The sequence below is a fragment of the Streptomyces boncukensis genome (genome assembly GCF_011045075.1).
Classification (GTDB): domain Bacteria; phylum Actinomycetota; class Actinomycetes; order Streptomycetales; family Streptomycetaceae; genus Streptomyces; species Streptomyces boncukensis.
On sequence record NZ_JAAKZZ010000014.1, the window covers coordinates 21,418 to 37,462 of the forward strand.

At 69.3% G+C, this 16,045-nt stretch carries 12 protein-coding genes; 6 read left to right on the forward strand and 6 right to left on the reverse strand.

Features of this window, described 5'->3' with window-relative positions:
- Positions 1 to 8: 8 nt before the first annotated feature.
- From G5C65_RS02790 to G5C65_RS02805, 4 genes are all read left to right on the forward strand, one after another.
- Positions 9 to 1,643, forward strand: a complete 1,635-nt coding sequence (locus tag G5C65_RS02790) for a TIGR02677 family protein (protein WP_241265509.1) — start codon at positions 9 to 11, stop codon at positions 1,641 to 1,643.
- Entirely contained in the window at positions 1,640 to 2,965 is a 1,326-nt protein-coding gene (locus tag G5C65_RS02795; RefSeq protein WP_165296955.1) for a TIGR02678 family protein, read from the forward strand. Before G5C65_RS02790 ends, G5C65_RS02795 begins: the two co-directional genes overlap by 4 nt.
- Entirely contained in the window at positions 2,962 to 7,197 is a 4,236-nt protein-coding gene (locus G5C65_RS02800; RefSeq protein ID WP_165296956.1) for a TIGR02680 family protein, read from the forward strand. Before G5C65_RS02795 ends, G5C65_RS02800 begins: the two co-directional genes overlap by 4 nt.
- A 65-nt stretch (positions 7,198 to 7,262) precedes the next feature.
- Positions 7,263 to 8,459: a TIGR02679 family protein gene (locus G5C65_RS02805; protein ID WP_338146213.1), complete on the forward strand. Its 1,197-nt coding sequence runs from the start codon at positions 7,263 to 7,265 to the stop codon at positions 8,457 to 8,459.
- Between the two features lie 310 nt (positions 8,460 to 8,769).
- Here G5C65_RS02805 and G5C65_RS02810 read toward each other — a convergent pair whose 3' ends face one another.
- The 5 genes from G5C65_RS02810 to G5C65_RS02830 are packed head-to-tail and all read right to left on the reverse strand — an operon-like array spanning position 8,770 to position 13,896.
- Complete coding sequence (locus tag G5C65_RS02810; protein ID WP_165296958.1) at positions 8,770 to 10,593, reverse strand: AMP-dependent synthetase/ligase; 1,824 nt, start codon at positions 10,591 to 10,593, stop codon at positions 8,770 to 8,772.
- A gap of 34 nt (positions 10,594 to 10,627) precedes the next feature.
- The gene (locus tag G5C65_RS02815) at positions 10,628 to 11,128 is read right to left on the reverse strand and encodes a flavin reductase family protein (protein ID WP_165296959.1); all 501 of its coding nucleotides are present in this window, start codon (positions 11,126 to 11,128) and stop codon (positions 10,628 to 10,630) included.
- A complete protein-coding gene (locus tag G5C65_RS02820; RefSeq protein ID WP_165296960.1) occupies positions 11,121 to 11,897 on the reverse strand; it encodes an enoyl-CoA hydratase/isomerase family protein in 777 nt (258 codons plus the stop codon). Before G5C65_RS02820 ends, G5C65_RS02815 begins: the two co-directional genes overlap by 8 nt.
- On the reverse strand, positions 11,894 to 12,718 hold the full coding sequence (locus G5C65_RS02825; protein ID WP_165296961.1) for an enoyl-CoA hydratase/isomerase family protein: 825 nt from the start codon (positions 12,716 to 12,718) through the stop codon (positions 11,894 to 11,896). Before G5C65_RS02825 ends, G5C65_RS02820 begins: the two co-directional genes overlap by 4 nt.
- Entirely contained in the window at positions 12,715 to 13,896 is a 1,182-nt protein-coding gene (locus tag G5C65_RS02830) for an LLM class flavin-dependent oxidoreductase (protein ID WP_165296962.1), read from the reverse strand. The genes G5C65_RS02825 and G5C65_RS02830 overlap by 4 nt, the downstream gene beginning before the upstream one ends.
- Before the next feature lie 117 nt (positions 13,897 to 14,013).
- Between G5C65_RS02830 and G5C65_RS02835 the strand changes: the two genes are divergently transcribed.
- Both G5C65_RS02835 and G5C65_RS02840 read left to right on the forward strand, forming a co-directional pair.
- Positions 14,014 to 14,781 carry a creatininase family protein gene (locus G5C65_RS02835; protein ID WP_165296963.1) on the forward strand — a complete coding sequence of 256 codons (768 nt, stop codon included), beginning with the start codon at positions 14,014 to 14,016 and terminating at the stop codon, positions 14,779 to 14,781.
- A gap of 9 nt (positions 14,782 to 14,790) precedes the next feature.
- Positions 14,791 to 15,396, forward strand: coding sequence for a TetR/AcrR family transcriptional regulator (locus G5C65_RS02840; RefSeq protein WP_165296964.1), 606 nt, complete (start codon positions 14,791 to 14,793; stop codon positions 15,394 to 15,396).
- A 194-nt stretch (positions 15,397 to 15,590) separates the two neighbouring features.
- On the opposite strand, the gene G5C65_RS02845 is transcribed toward G5C65_RS02840, so the two are convergent.
- The gene (locus G5C65_RS02845) at positions 15,591 to 16,013 is read right to left on the reverse strand and encodes a YjbQ family protein (RefSeq protein WP_165296965.1); all 423 of its coding nucleotides are present in this window, start codon (positions 16,011 to 16,013) and stop codon (positions 15,591 to 15,593) included.
- Between the last annotated feature and the right edge of the window lie 32 nt (positions 16,014 to 16,045).

A 16,045-nucleotide genomic window follows, 5' to 3' on the forward strand; every position in this document is an offset into this window, starting at 1 on the left:
TCATCGTCATGGCGGAAGAAGGGCTCGGGCCGGCTCAGCAACCCGGTGACGCAGACACATGGCAGCGGCTGAGCGCGTACTCCTATCTCAGCGCTCGCGAACGCCTCGAACACGTCGAGATCATGCGTGTGTTCTGCTCCACTCTGCTGACAGATCTGTCGGTCCCGGACGTTCTGACGAGGCTGGAGAACAGCGAGGGTGCAGCATCCGGTCTGGATGCCGACCAGCTCACCACTCGGCTGGAACAGTTGACCGCCTGGGGGAATCTCCTCCGCAGCAGCCACACGGTTGCAGCTTCCAGTATCCGCGAGTACCAACGTTCCCGGTCCCGCTATCAGCTGTCCAAACTCGGAGAGCGGATCCAGCGCGACGTCGATGACGTGCTGGCGGGTGCGGATGCGGCGCGCGAGGTCAGCAGCGAGCTGCTGGCCCTCGTCGAACGGGGGCTGCGTGAGCTGGCCTCGCTGGTTCACCAGCCGGGTGGTGCGAACCCCCAGGAGGCGCTGGAGCGGATCAGCACGCTGTTCGTGCAGTTCGTCGAGTTCGCGGATTCCATCCGGGACTTCTACGCCTACCTGGGACAGGTGCTCTCCCGGTACGACCTGGACGGCGGCGAGTACCAGGGCTTCAAGGACCTTCTCCTGGACTACGTGGAAGCGATAACCGAGGAGGTGTCCTTCCGAGCTCCCCGGATCGCGTCCGCTCTCGATGTTCTGTGGCCCGAACTCCCCGGTCTTCTGGAACGCATCGACGCAGTCGCAGGCGGCCTGTCCGGCATCACCGGGGGAATGCCGGAGAACCGGGTGCAGCGCAGCCGGGGCCGTGAGCTCACGGACTGGGAAGGGCTGCGAGGCTGGTTCACCGATAGTGACGGCCAGGGCAGCCAGGTGGACCAGCTCCGGGACGCCACGATGCGCGCCCTGCAGTCGCTTCTGGCGAACGCGAAGCGCATGCTGCGTTCGGCTTCAGGTGAGATGTCGCGGCGCAAGGACCTGCTCAAGCTGGCCCGCTGGTTCGATGAGGCGGCTCCGGAGGACGCCCACGACATCGCGACCGCGGCCTTCGGCATGTACAGCGCCCGGCACCTGGGCGTGCCGCCTGATTCCGACACGGCAGTGCCCGCGTACACCAGCTGGTGGACGGGTCCCGTGGTGGAGGTCCCGGTGGCCCTGCGCGAACGCGGGAGCCGTGCCCAGCGTGGCCGCACGTCCTCGGTGGAAGACCATGCCAAGCAGAAGCAACAGCTGCAGCAGGAAGCCCGAGAGCGGGCGGCGGCTCGACAAGCGGCTGCGGACGAGCTGCGCAGTGCCGCAGGAGACTTCGCACGCGTCCGGCTGACCTCCCCGGCCCTGTCGCTACTGCTGGAGCTGCTGGCCGGCGCATTGGGGAACGCGCAACTGTTGCGAGGCGGAGAAGACGCCAACGGCAGGGGCAGCGACCGGGGCAGCGGCTTCGGCATCGAAGCAGCTCGGACAGCGGACGCGGAACTCGGGATCCGACTCACGGTCGAGCGCGTGCCGGACAGCAGCACGGTTCTCCACTCCGTGGACGGCGACCTCGTTCTGGACGAACTGATCCTGAGTATCGAAGGGCTCCGGGAAGCCGAACGAGGCGAAGCACAGGCAGGGGTGAGCGCATCATGACGGTTCCCTCTGCCATGGATGTCCAGCTCGCCGCCGAGCGCCAGGCCGCAGCTCGCCTGCTGCTGGCCCACCCCTTGGTGACGGCAAAGGGACAGCACGCGGATGTGTTCCCGCTCGTCCGCAGGCATGCAGAATGGCTGACACAACGATTCCAGCGGGTTCTCGGCTACCAGCTGCTGGTGGAATCGGCGTACGCGCGGCTGTTCAAGGCAGGGCTCGGACACCGGTCGGGGCACCGGCTCGTGCGGTCCACAGGGACTCCCTTCACGCCTCGCACCTATGCGTGCCTCGCGCTGGCGCTGTCCGTGCTCGTCACCGCCCCGGAGCAGATGCTGCTCTCCCGGCTGGTCGCGGACCTGAAGGCTGCCGCGGCGGACGCCGGTGTCGAGCTGGAGGGGACGGGCAGGCAGGCGGAGAAGCGAACTCTCGCCGCGGCCCTGACGCAGCTGGTCGAGTGGGGCGCGCTGGTCGAGATCGAAGGCAGCGTCTCCGCCGTCACCCACGAGGACAGCGGTGAGGCGCTGCTGACCGTGGACCGGGAGATCACCCGTGCCCTCGTCGCCGGCCCCCTCACGCAGAGCAGAGACGGGGCCGAGTTCATACGGCGCGGCGCCGACCCCGGTTTCGGTGGTCCGCGGACGTACGTGCGGCGCATGCTGGTGGAGACACCTGCCGTGTACCTGGATGAGCTGACCGACAGCGAGCGCGACTGGCTGCGGACCCGGCAGCGCCGCGAGTCACAGGCGTTCTCCGACCTCCTCGGGTTGGAGGCGGAGATCCGGGCCGAGGGCATCATGCTGGTCGACCCGGAAGAGGAGCTGACCGATCTCCGCCTTCCCGGCACCGGAACCGTCGCGCAGGCGTCACTGCTCCTGGTGGAACAGCTGGTCGAACAACTGCGGCCGGAGAATCCCGGCCACCCGGCCACCGGTGGAGAACTCGTGGTCGGTGTCCCCATCCCCGGGGGTCTGGTCGAGCGGACGCTGGCCGGGCTCGTCGAGGAGTACGGGCGGCGCTGCAACTGGCAGCGCGGCCTCATCGAAGACCTTTCCGCGCTACGGGACGCGGTGCTGGACCTGCTGTCCCGCATGCGGCTGGTGGCACCGCGGCACCCGCTCCGCTCGGCCGGCGAAGGGCTACCGCAGACGTATTCGGAATCCGTGCCGGATGGGCGCCCCGTCACCGACGTCAGCGCGGCCCGCGGAGGCGGCGACGACTGGGTGCTGCTCGCTGCCGCTGCCCGCTACTCGCCCCGCGTCACCGTGAGCAAGGCCGCTGTCCCGCAACCGGACCCGGGCACCCAGCAGGAGCTTCCGCTATGACGTCCCGCAGCACCGCGCCCATCCCGCTGCAGCGGTCATCGGCGTCACTCAGCCCCCGCTATCGGCTGCATCGCGCCGGCATCGTCAACGTCTGGCAGTACGACCAGCAGGAGTTTCTCTTCGGGGACGGCCGGTTGCTCCTGCGCGGCAAGAACGGTGCGGGCAAGTCCAAGGCGCTGGAGATGCTGCTTCCGTACCTGCTGGACGGCGATGCCCGCGCCCTGGACGCCACCGGCACGGGTCGCACGACTCTCGCCTGGCTCATGCTCGACGGCTTCGAGGGGACCAACCGGCTCGGGTACCTCTGGGTGGAGTTCCGCATGGCCACGGAGGACGGCGGCGAGGAGTACCTCACGCTCGGAGCCGCCCTGCGCGCCTCGAAGTCGACAAAGAAGGCGACGCCGTCCTTCTTCCTCACTCCTCTCCGGGTGGGAGAGGACCTCGTGCTGGTGGATTCCGGCAAGCCGCTGCCGGTTGAGGGACTGAAGGCCGCCGTCGGTTCGGCCAACGTGACGGAACGCGCCGTCGAGCACCGGGGCACTGTGGCGCGCAGGCTCTTCGGTATCACTGAACCCAGGCGATACCGCAACCTGACCCAGCAGCTGCACCGGCTGCGACGCCCGACCGTCGGTGACCGCATCGAGTCCGGCGGACTGACCACCCTGTTGAGCGAGACTCTCCCCGGCCTGGACGAGGAGGTGGTGGACAAGGTCGCCCGGAACCTCCACGATCTCGACTCCGTGCGGGACAAACTCGGACGCCTGGAGCTCACGGATGGCGCTTTGCGCGCCTTCCTCACCAAGTACAGCGCCTATCTCAGAGGCGTCCTGCACCGGAGCGCCGACGGCGTGCACCGGGAGCTGGAGCTGCTCGCCAAGCGGCGCAAGGACGCTGGAGACGCCGGGAAGACGACGGCGACGCTCAAGCAGCAGGAGTCCGAGACCGGGGCGCGGTTGGCTTCCCTCGAAAAGGAGCTGGACGATGCACGCGCCGAGCTGGACGCCCTGCACGCGAGCGACGGGTACCGGAGTCTGCAGGACCTTGCCGAACGCCGCAATACGGTCACAGCGCTGCACTCAGCGGCGGAGTCGGCCCACACCGCGCTACTGAGTTCCCACTCGGCCGAGCGGGCCGCGACGAAACAGCTCGCTCAGGGGAGGGACCGCTTCGGCAGCCGCTTCCGCACCCTGTCGGACGACCATCGGGATGCGCTGTCCGAGGCCGAGCGGGCGGGCATGGCGCTGAGCCACTTCGGTGAGGCCCCCTCCGTGCCCGTGACCGTTCTGGCCCCGCCGACCGAGTCCGAGCTCGTGGGCCCGGACGAAGAGGTACAGCGCCTGGAGCGCGGGAATGTCACCGCTGTGGACATCGACGCCGCTGACACCGCGCTCCGCGCGTGGGAACAGCAGCTGGCACACGCCGCGTCCGTGGCGCAGTACCGGTCCCGCATGGTCTCCGGCGTGCAGCGGCTCATCGACCTGTTCCAGAAGGCGCAGTCGGCGGCCGACCACGCGGACGCCGAGCGTGAACGGCTGGACGAAGCGACGGAGGACGCGGAAGGACGACGCGACACCGCGCAGCAGGCCGTGGCCGCGGAAAGCACGGTATACGCAGGCCAGGTCGAGACGTGGCTGGCCCGCAGGGGCCCCGGCTCCGGCGACCCGGATGCGCCGTCCCTCGACACCGTCCGCCCACTGATCGGCCTTGCCGCCTCGTCGAACGCCCCCTTCGAAGAACGGGTGCTGGCCGCCGACGTCGACGCTCGCGTCGAGGAGCGTGCCCGTGCCCTGCTCGCTCCTCATGCCGAGGAACTCGCCGCCCGGCGCGACCACCTCGTCCTGGCCATCGGCCGTACGGCCGACGAGCGCGACCTCCTGGTACGGACACGGCAGGAGTGGGAGCAGCGCACGGATCCGCAACCGCCGGTTCCGCACCACCGCGCCGCAGCGCGGGCGCCCGGCACAGGGGCACCGTTCTACCAGCTCGTGGACTTCGCCGAGTCCGTGTCGGATGCCGAGCGGGCCGGCCTGGAGGCCGCGCTGGAAGCGAGCGGACTGCTGGACGCCTGGGTGACAGCCGAGGGGACGCTGCTCGGCCCCGGCACGCGCGACACGCTGCTCGATCCGATGACCACCGTCGCTTCAGGGCCCACGCTGGCCGCTGCCCTCCGTCCCGTCGTCCCCCAGGACAGCGGCCTGACCGTGGCGCAGGTGGAGCTGGTCCTGTCCGCCATCGCACTCGCTCCGGCAGAGGACGCAAGCTCTGTCAGTGCTGTTTCCTACGAGGGGAGGTGGCGCCTGGGCGCTGCCCGAGGGCGCCACGCGAAGGAACACGCCGAGTACGTCGGCGCCGCGGTCCGCGCCGAGACGCGCCGCCGGAAGCTCGCCGACCTCGCGGAGCAGATCGCCACCGTCGAGCAGCGTCTGTCCTCCGAGCAGGCGGTGCTCGCCGAGGTCGACGGTCGGCGACAGGCCCTGGACACGGCTCTGCGGGAACTGCCGAGGGCGCGTCTGCTGGCCACGGCGTGGGCCCGGCTGGAGGACGCCGAGAAGAGCTGCGCCGAGCTGTCCGGGAAGGCGAAGAAAGCAGCGCACGACGCTGAGACCGCACGCGCACACGCGGTTGCCGCTCGTACGGAGGCCGAGTCCACCGCCAGCGCCCACGACCTGCCGGCCAGGGCAGAGGCGCTCTCAGACGTCCGCAGTTCGCTGACCGCCCTCAGCAGCGCGACCCGACGGCTCCGCAAAGCCGTTCTCAGCACGGCGGAAGAGCTGATCAGCAGCCGCGTGGAGATCCATGCCTACCAGCGGGCCTACGAGGAGCGTACCGAGGCGGAGCGCCAGTACCGCCTGCGCATGGATGAGCTGACGCCGGCCCGCGCCGCACTGCGCACGCTGGACGAGACCGTCGGAGCCGATGAAGGCGACATTCTGGCAAGGGAAGAGGCAACCAAACAGCGCATCACGACAGCGAAGAAACAGCTGGGCACAACCCGCGGCCACCTCACCGACCTGCACGACCGCGCGGTCCGGGCAGAGGAGGACGAGAAGCAGCACCGCCAGGCCCTCGCGTCCCAGGCGGACTCGGTCATCTCCGTCGGCCGTAGCCTGCGCCGTCTCGTGGCCCGCCCAGAGGTGCTCCGGGGTGCGGAACTGGCCACCACGGCATCGGCGCTCGGCTCGACCGAGGCCCCAGGAACAGACGTCCGCACGCGCATCCGCCATCTCCAGGAGTTCACCGACAGGGTACGCGACGCCCTCGGTCCGGCTGCGTCCGAAGTCTCCGACACCACCCTGGTCAACCGGTACACGGAGCTGCGCGACCAGCTCGCCGGCGGATACGACGCCCAGTTGGAGGAGAGCGACGGAGTCAAGGTCTGCCGCCTCTTGGACGACCACGGCCCGCACGACGTCGTCGCCGTCGGAGAGCGGATCGCCGCCCAGGCTGCCGAGGCGCGCGGACGCCTCACCGAACGCGAACGGGAGGTGTTCCAGCGGTTCCTCACGGGCGAGCTCGGTGATCACCTCTCTGCTCAGGTCCTCGCCGCGGCCGGCCTGGTCGCCGCTCTCAACGACACCCTCAAGACGGTACGGACGTCGCACGGGCTGGGCATCGAACTGCAGTGGGGGCTCCACGAGGACGTGGGCGCCGACGTCCGGGCCGCCGTCGAACTGCTGCGCAGCCCCTCTGGTCTGCGCACCCGGGAACAGGGCGAGCAGCTGCGGGAGGTGCTGCAGCGCAGGATCGAGGACGCCCGCAAGGCGGATCCGTCCGCCGGATACGCCGAGCACCTGCGCACCGCGCTGGACTACCGCGACTGGTTCCGCTTCCACACCTACGTCGTCGACGACGCGTCCCCGGGACACAAGCGCAGGCTCACCGGGCGCACCGGTCTCAGCCAGGGTGAGCAGCGCGTTCTGTCGTACCTGGTGCTGTTCGCCGCAGCGGCCGCTCACTTCTCGACCGTCGGCGAAACCACTCCCCACGCGCCACGGCTGATCCTGCTGGACGACGCATTCGCCAAGGTCGACGAGCCTACCCACGGTCGGCTCGGCCGGATTCTGGTCGACCTGGATCTGGACTTCGTCCTGACGAGCGAACGGCTCATGGGCAACTGGCCCGAGGTGCCCTCCCTGCACATCTACGAGTGCCTGCGGGACCCGAGCGCGCGAGGCGTAGCCAGCCTCCACTACACCTGGAACGGACGTCAGCGACGGCTGATGCCCGTATGACGGCTCTCCCGGCCGAAACCAGGGACTGGCTGGCCAGACCAGGACTCACAAGGCTGTGGACCGCGGTGCGCAAGCGCCTGGAGGGCAACGGCCTGCAGGCGACCGGCTCGCTCAGGCTGACCGCGCTCGCGCAGCAAGAGCGCGAGGCGCTCTCGCTGCTCCTCGGCCGCACCCTCACCGGGACCGCTGTCACGGTACGGCTGGACCAGCTGGACGCAAGGCTGCGCGCCTCGTCCGCTGCGAGCGGACTGGTGCAGACCCTGAACGCGCTCGGCCCCCCACTCGTGGACCGCCGCGCTGCCCGGACGCGGGCCCAGGCGCGCCGGGATCACGTGTGGTCCTCCTTCGCCGCAGCGCTGGAGGCATCTCCACTCGCCTCGGCGCCTTGGTCTCACCAGTGGTTGGAGTCGCTTCGCCGTGCCGGCCTCCCCAAGGGCGTCGAACCCGAGGCCGCCGTCCGGACCCTTCACCAGGCGGTGCACGTGCTCACTCTCGTGCTCTCCCCCGATACGGCACGCCCTGGTCGCGGGCGCGGCGAGCTCGCCGCCGAGACGACAGGGACAGCCCACGGGCTCGACGACGGCGCCTGGCTGACGCGCCTTGTGCTCCGGGGGATAGCCTTCGCACACGGCACCGAGCTTTCCGAGGACGCAGCCGGGCGCCGAGCCCTGTGGCGTCTCGCAGGTGTCACACCGGATGAGGTGTCCAGCACCGTGCTCTCCTACGGCTTGCGACCGCAGGGCGACAGCTGGCAGGAACAAGCTCTGCGTGAACGTACCGTTCACGGTGCTGAGGCTCATCTGACGCTGCGAGACTTGCGCCGCACCACGCTGTCCATGCCGCCGAGCACGCTCGTCCACATCTGCGAGAACCCCCGGGTGGTGGAAGCAGCCGCAGACACCATGTGCACGAAGCCGCTCGTTTGCACCTCGGGCAACGCGAGCACCGCCGTACTCACCTTGCTCGACACCCTTGCCGCTGCCGGATGCTCCTTCCGCTATCACGGCGACTTCGACTGGCCGGGCCTCACGCTCGCCAACCGCATCATCACCCGCTACGACGCGCGTCCCTGGCGTATGAGTGCGGACGACTACGAACGTCTCGTCGCCCACACCAAGGCTCAGGGAGTTCCCCAGCTCGCCCTCTCGGGAGCCCCGGTCGCCGCCTGCTGGGACCCGGACCTGGCCCACGCCATGACCGCACTGAACGTCGGCCTGCACGAGGAGGCCACCCTCGACTTGCTGGTGAAAGACCTGGCCTGAAACGCCGTCGACGGCAAACACCCCACCGATGAGCTGGTCCCTTCCACCGCCGTGACCAGCAGACCGGAGTCCTGCTGCCAGGTATCGCATGTTCCGCCCAGCAACCGGGACGCTGCTTGGTGCGCCGGCGAGCCAGGTGCCGTCAGGCGAGACCGCCACCAACCATCACGATGATCGCACTCCGTTTCGGTATGTCGCGCCCCGGCAGGGGCAGCGGGGCCCTGCACATGAGCGGCTTCGCCGCGAAGGGGGTCCCCTCTGCACACCCGCAGCCGGAAGCACGGTTGTGCCGGCACTGCGCGCGGAGCGCTCAGTGCGGCGTCGAGCGCACATGGTCGGCGATCGCCCTGTCGTCGTTCGGGCCGTACATGTCGTCGATGAGCGCGGCGAACGAATTCACCACAGCAGTCCGCTTGACCTTGCCGTTCGCGGCCCGCTCACCTCGCTCGACCGCCAATGGCCGCGGCAGCACCCTGAAATCCTTCAGCTGCTCCACCCGCGCGAGATCCGCGTTGACCCGTTCGATCTCCGCTCGATAGCGTTCGGCTGCCATGGGCGCCGGCCACGTGTCCGCGGCTGGTTCGATCAGGACGGTCAGGTACTTCCGCGCGTCCCCGACGACGATGGCTTCATTGATCAGCCTGCTTTCCCTCAGCCGGGTTTCGATCGGCTGCGGATTGATCGTCTTGCCACCCCGGGTGATGATCACGTCCTTGGTCCGGCCGACAAGCCGGAGGTCGCCGTCTGCCGTGCGCTCCACCAGGTCGCCGGTACGGAACCAGCCGTCCCGGAGCACGGCCTCCGTCTCCGCGGGATCGCGCCAGTACCCGAGGAACAGCAGCGGCGCACGGATCAGCATTTCGCTGTCGTCGGCGATGCTCACCTGGAACCGCGGATCGGGAAATTCCCTGCCGATGGACCCCGGGCGAGGGAAAGGCCGCCCGAAATGCCCGATGGGACAGCCGCCCGTCTCGGTGAGTCCGTAGTTCTCGCGCAGGTCGAGCCCCCAGATCTGCCACAGCGCCAGGACGTTCTCCGGTATCGCCGCCGAAGCGGTCCAGGAGACGCTGAGGCGATCCATTCCGAGACGTGCCCGCAGCGGCCGGAAAACGGCGCGAACCGCAGCGGCGCAGGCGACGCGCAGCCATACCGAGGGGCGGCGGCCGGACCAGCGCTGCTCGACCGCTCGGCGACCGACCCACATCGCGCTCTGGTAGGCGCGGCGCCGTAACCCGGACCAGGATTCCGCTCGTTCGATGAGTTCGGCAGCGAGTTTCTCGTAGAAGCGGGGCGGCCACAGCAGGGCCGTCGGCCGCACCGCGCGCAGTACCTCTCTGTACTCCTCGATGCGGCAGTAGGTCACGACCAGGCGCGTGTGCAGCGGCGTGAAGACGAGCAGCACGGCCGGCGCCACGTGTGCCAGAGGGAGAAACCCCACCGCGTCGTGCTGCTGAGTGAGGCTCTCCGGATAGAGGCCGACGACGGTCCGGATCGCGTGGTGGAGGGTGCGATGGGAATGCGTGACGCCCTTGGGCGCCCCAGTGGAGCCGGAGGTGTAGAAGAGGACGGCGGGGTCGTCGAGCGTCGTGGCGGCGACCAGTTCGGCCAGCCGGTCCGCTGCCCTGCGGGCATCTGGTTCGCCGGCTGAGCGCAGTTCGTCCCACGTCGCGCCGGCGATCCCCTCCGGCAGCCGAGGAGGGCGCGCTTCGATTCCGGCCACAAGCGACAGATCCGGCGTGTTCGCGGCGATCTGCGCCACCTTGGCGAGATCCGTCTCCGTCTCGCCGATGAAGGCAACCGCCTCGCTGTGCACCAGCACCTGTTCGATCTCAGCGGGCGAACTGGTCGGATAGACGCCGACCACTACGCCGCCCGCGCTCTGCACCGCCAGCGCGGCGAACACCCACTCCGGGCGCGCGCTGCTCAGCACCGCGACGCGATCACCGCGTCGGACGCCTCGCCAGGCGAGGCCGAGCGCCAGCTCGCGCACCCGGTCCCGATACGACCGCCAGGTGACCGTCTGCACGCTCCCGGCACGCGCATAGCGCAGCGCGACGACATCGGGTTCTCTGCTCGCCCGGTCGAGCAGCAGTCCCGGCAGCGTCCGCGTCGGTTCGACGTCGGTCAGCTCCATGACACGGCCTCTCCTCCCCAACCGTCGAGCCCCGTCACGCGGCACGTTCCCCGAGCCGGAGAAAGCCACCGCGGTACCACGCGACCGGCTCGTCGCCACCGGTCCGGGTTTCCCGCACCCGGCCGATCAGGATCACGTGGTCTCCACCGGGCACGGCTTCCTCCAGTTCGCAGCCGATGACGGCCGCCGCGTCGGGCAGCAGCGGATGCCCGTGCTCGTCGAACGCGAAGCCCCCGTACGCGAACTTGTTCTCGCCCTTGGCCGCGAACCTCATCGCCAGCTCCGCGTGTGCGGGCGTGACGATGTTGACGACGAACCGCTTGGCCGCCATGAAGTCGGGAAAGCAGGTCGCCCCCCGGTCGAGGCACACCAATACGAGCGGTGGGTCGAGCGACAGCGCCGCGAAGGAACTCGCGGTGAATCCGTGCAGCGTTCCGGCTTCGCTCCGGGTCGTCACGATCGTGACGCCCGAGGGGAAGCGGCCCAGCGCCGAGCGGAAGGCAGTCAGGTCCAGGTCGTCCAGTCGTTCAGCCATGCCACGCCTCCCGGGCAGCTCCAGCGGCAGCACTGTCGAAAATCGCCCGCGCGTCCGCGGCCGTGACGCGCATCTGCTCCTCCGCCGGCCAACCGGCCGTCTCCTGGCGCAGAGCCCGCTTCAACGCCGCGAACACGGCGGGCGGCTTCGCCGCCGCCGCGCGCGCGTGCGCCACCGCCGCAGCCAGCAGGTCCTCCTGCTCGACCACCTGGTCGACGATGCTCAGCGATGTCGCGTCGCACGCGTCGATGGACTCTCCGCCCAGCAGAAGACGCCGGGCCCCGCGGTCGCCCACGACCTCGCGGACGCGGGCGATCCCCTTCACCGCCGGCAGCATCCCGTGGTTGATCTCGGGGAAGACAAACCGCGCTTGCGCCGAGGCGAGCACCGCGTCGGCGAACAGCGCCATCTCGATCCCGCCGCCGACGCACCAGCCGTTGACCGCGCACACCAGCGGCCGGGGGAAGTTCTCCAGGACACAGAGCAGCGCGTGGAACGACGTCATCCGTTCGGCCATCGACTCGGCGTCGTAGCCGACTGCTTCCTTGATGTCGCCGCCGGCGCAGAAGAACCGCCCACCCGCTCCCGTCAGGACGACAGCCGGAGGGCTCGGGCGGTCGGCGAGGTCTTCCAGTGTCGTGGTCAGCTCGCGGACGAGCGAGTTGCTGAGCGCGTTCGCGGGCGGACGGTTCAGGGTCAGGACCAGCACGCCGTCCCTTTCGGACACAACGGCGCCGCTGGGCGAGGTGTCGTGTGAGGCCGTGGTCATGTCGTCTCCGGTCGGCTGGCCGGTGTGCGGGCGGAGGGGAACGAGGCGGGACGCTTCTCCCGGAACGCCTGGCGTGCTTCGCGATAGTCGGCGCCGGCGAAGTCCAGGATCTCCAGTGCTCCCGACAGCTCGTGCTGGGGCAGCGCGCTGGTGAGCCACATGTTGAGTGCGCGCTTCGTGAAGCGGAGGGCCTGCTGGGGACCTTGCGCGAGCCCGGTGGCGATCTCCAAGGCCCGCGGCAGCACGCGATCGCGGGGAACTGCGAGGCTCACCAGCCCGATCCGCTCGGCCTCGGCACCGGTCAGCTTCTCCGACGTGAGCACGTAGTACTTCGTCTTGGCCATCCCGACCAGAAGCGGCCAGATCAGCGAGGCGTGGTCGCCCGCGGTCACGCCGACTTTGGTGTGGCCCTCCATCAACACCGCGTCCTCGGCGGCGATGCTGATGTCGGCGAGCAGCGCGGTCGACAGGCCGTAGCCGACCGCGGGGCCGTTGATCGCGGAGATGACCGGCTTTTCGATCCGCAGGACGGTCGACACCCGCCTGCGTTCGCTCTCCAGCATCGCGAGCGCCTCTTCGGGCGTCGGATCGGGCTGCCGGACGTCCATTCCGGCGCAGAAGGCGTCCCCGGCGCCGGTCACCACGACGACGCGCGTCTCGTCGTCGCGTTCGACGTCGGCCCAGATCCGGCTCAGCTCTTCGAACATCGGCATCAGCAGCGCGTTGTACCGCTCCGGCCGGTTCATCGTGATCAGCAGGACACCGTCGGCCGCGCGCTCGACGAGGACGTTCCCGCCGTCCGTGCGATAGAGCTCGTTCATCGAAGCACCTCCGAGGAGTACTCAAGGTCGTGGCCGGACAGGAACCGGCGGAGGGCCTCTTCGTGGGCGGGCCGCGCGGCACGGATCCCGGCCAGCACGTCGTCGGCCGGGCGCACCACGTTGCGCGGGTGCTTGAAGCGCGGGATCACGTACTTGCCGAACAGCTCGATCGAGCGCATCAGCTGGTCGTGCGGAAGGCTGTCCACCCGGAGCACGAGCGCGTCGACGCCCATGTCCGCGTAACGCTGGACGTGCTCGGCGCAGTGATCCGGGTCGCCGACGAGGAAGCCCTGCGAATGTTCGAACAGATACTCCTCGTCGTCGAAGTCGACGTTCTTGACGGCCCCCATGTAGGCGTAGTCCTGCGAAAGCTTGGACAGCCGCTCGAAGGCATCGGTCGAGAGCTTGGACATCTCGAACAGGGGCCTGGCCTGCTCACGGGCGAGTGCCGTCGTCTCGGCGCAGTGCATACCGCCGCTGACCAGGACCATCTTCCGCGGGGTGGCCGGGCGCTCGTGGGTGGTCGCGGCGAGTGTCTCGTCGTAGAGCCTCAGCATGTTCTCCACGAGGTCGTACCCGAGGTAGAAGCCGCCCATGATGGCGCCGATGCCCATCGCAGCGGCGGTCTCGACCGAGTTCGGGCTGCCGGCGGCGGCCGAGATCGGTGGATGGGGCGTCTGCAGCGGCTTCGGGACCAGGCTGCGCGGCGGGATCTTGTAGTGCTCTCCCACATACGAGAAGGGATCGTCGAGAAACGCCCGGCGGATCACCTCGATGCCTTCCCGCCACTGGGCCTTGTTCTCGGTCGGGTCCACTTCGAACGCACGCAGCGCCAATGTCGTGTTGCCGCGCCCGGTCCCGAGTTCCACCCGGCCGTTGGACAGGATGTCCTCGGTCGCGATGCGCTCCGCGACGCGCAGCGCGTGGTTCATCCGGGTCGGCAGCAGCGTCACCAGATGGATGAAGCGGATCCGGCTCGTGAGCGCCATCACGTAGGGATAGAACACCTCCGGTGCGGACACCGTGGCCGTGCCGATGGCGACGTGCTGCTCGGAACTTCCGAAGGCGTCGAAGCCGACCCGCTCCGCGAGCAGCACCTCCTCGATGAGTTCCCGGTAGCGGTGCTCGTGGGTGAGTCCGACCGGGGTGTCGCCCTCGGACATGAGGATGAAGTCCATCTCGCCCCTTCTCTCGAATGTTATTGATCGATAACGTAAGTTGGAACAAGCACGCGGTCAAGACGCACTCAAGGAGGGTGACGTGTTACTCCCAACTAACTTCTGGTGGGGTGACTCATGAGCGAGCTGCGGATCGAGCGCCTGACCTCGCCGGACATCGCGGATGCGATCGCACGCGGCACGCGGACCGCGGTTCTGCCGCTCGGCGCCACCGAGCAGCACGGCGCGCACCTGCCGTTGTCAGTCGACAGCGAACACGCCGACCGGCTGGGTGTTCTCGTAGCAGAGCGACTCGGCGACGCACTGGTGCTGCCAACCGTGCGGATCGGCTGCTCCGCACACCACCTCGGCTTCGCCGGAACGCTGTCCGTTCGCCCCGAGACACTGGAGGCGATCTGCTTCGACTGCTGCGCAAGCCTGGTGACGCACGGCTTCCGCCGCGTACTGATCTTCTCCGCGCACATCGGCAACTACCCCGTGCTGAGCGAGATCGGGCCGAAGCTCGCCGAGCGACTGCTCCCCGGGCTCGACGTGATCACCTTCGCCGACTCGACAGCGGTCCTCGATGCCTGGCGGGCGGCCGCCGAGCGCGTCGCCGGCCTCGCCGGCCACGTCGGCGGCCACGCCGACGTGGCCGAGAGTTCGATCATGCTCGCCGTCCGGCCGGACGCCGTACGAGGCGATCGCGCCGCCGCCGGCTTCAGCGAACCCATGAACGAGCAGCTGCTGGCCAAGGTACTAACAGGCGGCGTCAGCGCGCTGTCCCCCAACGGCGTGCTCGGCAACCCGCAAGGAATGTCCTCCGACCTGGGATTCGCCTGTCTCAGTGGCGTAGCGGACCGGCTGGCGGAGCATGCGAAGGCCAGTTACCGACCTCTCACGTAGAATCCCCCCATGACGAGCTCATCCTCTCCCCGCGCCGCCGCGTCGCAGCGCTCCTCGCGCAGGCAGACACTGATCAAGGCGGCCGGCGAGTTGTTCCATGAGCGCGCCTTCGACGCGGTCACCACCGAGATGATCGGCGCGCGCGCAGGCGTGACCGGTCCCGCCCTGTACCGGCACTTCCCGAGCAAGCAGGCGTTGCTGATCGCCGTGCTCGAAGACCCGCTGAAGGATCTGCTGGCCAACGCGCGCGAGACCGCGGCCGAAGTGACGGATCCACGCAAGGCGCTGGAGGCGATGATCGACTACCACGTCACGCGCAGTCTCCAGAACGTGCCGTCCACCCTTGTGTTCCTGAAGAACGAACACAACGTTCCCGAAGAAGAACGACACCAGATGCGCCGCATGATGCGCCTCTACGCCGAGGAGTGGAGCGCGCTGGTGGAGCGGCTCCGCCCCGATCTGTCGGACGCGCAGAACCGGGTCCTCACCCACGCCGTCTTCTCGATGATCAACGCGGTCCCCCAGTTCAACAGCGGCCTCGATCCCGAAAGCGTCGCTATGACGGTTCGCACCGCGGCGATCAACGCGCTGCTCATCCCGCCTGGCACAGTCTGACCGCCGTCCGCGTGGCATCGCGGTTGCGACGCTGGATTGCGCGCAGCCCCTTCTGCGCGCCCCAGTCTTCGCTCGTGAAGCGGTTCTCATTCGCCGGATCGTTCCGGTCCCAGGGACCGTCGTGCCCGTAGGTGACAGACACTCGCCGCAGCCAGGGAACGGAGAAATGGCGGCCCCCGGGGATACGATCCCGCTCAGCCCAGAAAGCTCAGCCGCACCTGGCGGTCGCGATTGTCGATATTCGTATCGACCAGACATACCGACTGCCACGTGCCCAGTTCCAGTGCGCCGCCCAGGACCGGCAGCGTCGCGTGCGGTGGGACCAGGGCGGGGAGGACGTGGTCGCGCCCGTGCCCCGGACTGCCGTGCCGGTGCCGCCAGCGGTCGTCGGCGGGCAGCAGCTCGCGCAGCGCGGCCAGCAGGTCGTCGTCGCTGCCCGCGCCGGTCTCCAGGATCGCGATCCCGGCCGTCGCGTGCGGGACGAAAATGTTCAGCAGCCCGTCCCGGCCGCCCGCGGCGCGGGCGAGGAACGCGGCGCAGTCGCGGGTGAGGTCCATGACCCGTTCGGACGCGCCGGTGGTGACGTCGAGGACGTGTGTCTGGAGTGCGTCGGTCATCCGCCCATTGTCGCCCCGAGCGCTCCCGGGGC

Bases quoted from the DNA above. Each gene is read 5' to 3' on its own strand.
- G5C65_RS02830 (WP_165296962.1), bottom strand. From the start codon at position 13,896: ATGGACTTCATCCTCATGTCCGAGGGCGACACCCCGGTCGGACTCACC.
- G5C65_RS02790 (WP_241265509.1), top strand. From the start codon at position 9: ATGGCGGAAGAAGGGCTCGGGCCGGCTCAGCAACCCGGTGACGCAGAC.
- G5C65_RS02800 (WP_165296956.1), top strand. From the start codon at position 2,962: ATGACGTCCCGCAGCACCGCGCCCATCCCGCTGCAGCGGTCATCGGCG.
- G5C65_RS02835 (WP_165296963.1), top strand. From the start codon at position 14,014: ATGAGCGAGCTGCGGATCGAGCGCCTGACCTCGCCGGACATCGCGGAT.
- G5C65_RS02810 (WP_165296958.1), bottom strand. From the start codon at position 10,593: ATGGAGCTGACCGACGTCGAACCGACGCGGACGCTGCCGGGACTGCTG.
- G5C65_RS02845 (WP_165296965.1), bottom strand. From the start codon at position 16,013: ATGACCGACGCACTCCAGACACACGTCCTCGACGTCACCACCGGCGCG.
- G5C65_RS02825 (WP_165296961.1), bottom strand. From the start codon at position 12,718: ATGAACGAGCTCTATCGCACGGACGGCGGGAACGTCCTCGTCGAGCGC.
- G5C65_RS02815 (WP_165296959.1), bottom strand. From the start codon at position 11,128: ATGGCTGAACGACTGGACGACCTGGACCTGACTGCCTTCCGCTCGGCG.
- G5C65_RS02820 (WP_165296960.1), bottom strand. From the start codon at position 11,897: ATGACCACGGCCTCACACGACACCTCGCCCAGCGGCGCCGTTGTGTCC.
- G5C65_RS02840 (WP_165296964.1), top strand. From the start codon at position 14,791: ATGACGAGCTCATCCTCTCCCCGCGCCGCCGCGTCGCAGCGCTCCTCG.
- G5C65_RS02795 (WP_165296955.1), top strand. From the start codon at position 1,640: ATGACGGTTCCCTCTGCCATGGATGTCCAGCTCGCCGCCGAGCGCCAG.